Here is a 1000-nt window from a genome sequence, read left to right on the forward strand (position 1 = left end):
GGGTTATGAAGTGTTTACTAATAATATTCCGGAGAATATATTACATACAGCTTATGAAGCTAAAATGATTTTCTCTGGAGATAATTCGCCATCTATAAAAATAAAAGGAACGAAACTTCAATATTTACTTGTAATGCTTCATCTTGGATCAGTAAAGATTTAGTCTTATTGTTTAATGAAAACGATAAATCTTTAAAAGAATACTTTGCCAGCAGCAGATACTCAAAAGAAATTACTTATGAAGAGTTTTTTATCTGGTGGTATCACTTTTTCTATACAAAAGTAACTGAAGAATTAATAAAACAAGGTGTAATTATAACAAGCACAAAAAAAATCAAACGTACATAATCCATCAATAACTTTAAATTAAAGTGCTAATACACTTTTACAAATGTAGCAGCTAAATCGATAAATAATTATTAGTAAATAGAGGATAATCTGAAATCAAAACCTAACATTAAGAAAATGAAATGTTTAAAGGGGAGAAGAGCCTTGCAAAAGAAATTTATCAATCCAGAAACGATGCCACCAACTTTTGGATACTCGCATGTAGTCGAAGTTACAAACGCTAAACGAACAATTTACATATCTGGACAAGTAGCGATTAACACTGACGGTCAAATAGTTGGAATTGACGATTTAGCTACACAAACGCGACAAGTATTCGAAAATATTAAAAGTGCATTGGAAACTTCGGAATTAAAATTTAATGATGTAGTCAAATTAACATTTTTCTTAACAGATATTTCTCAAATGGCCATTGTGAGAAATATTCGAGATCAATACATTGACACTAATAATCCACCAGCAAGTTCAGCTGTAGAAGTTAGAAAGTTAATTAACGATAACTTATTAATTGAAATCGAAGCAATCGCTGTAGCAAACTAGTTATAAAAAAATATTCGTCATCATAATACAATTCGTTTAAAATGAACAGATTAAACGAATTGTATTTTTATTATTTAAAATCTAATTTATATCCGAAAATATTATTATCAAT

At 28.5% G+C, this 1000-nt stretch carries 1 protein-coding gene and 1 pseudogene; both read left to right on the plus strand.

Going from position 1 to position 1000, the window contains the following annotated elements:
- Positions 1 to 147: 147 nt before the first annotated feature.
- Positions 148 to 359 (plus strand): annotated as a pseudogene (locus ABWK52_RS24665) (hypothetical protein); the annotation flags it as partial.
- A gap of 133 nt (positions 360 to 492) precedes the next feature.
- Positions 493 to 888, plus strand: coding sequence for a RidA family protein (locus ABWK52_RS24670; protein ID WP_001169714.1), 396 nt, complete (start codon positions 493 to 495; stop codon positions 886 to 888).
- Positions 889 to 1000: the final 112 nt, after the last annotated feature.

Origin of the sequence: Bacillus sp. AP50 (assembly GCF_040492675.1) — a bacterium.
GTDB lineage: Bacteria > Bacillota > Bacilli > Bacillales > Bacillaceae_G > Bacillus_A > Bacillus_A cereus.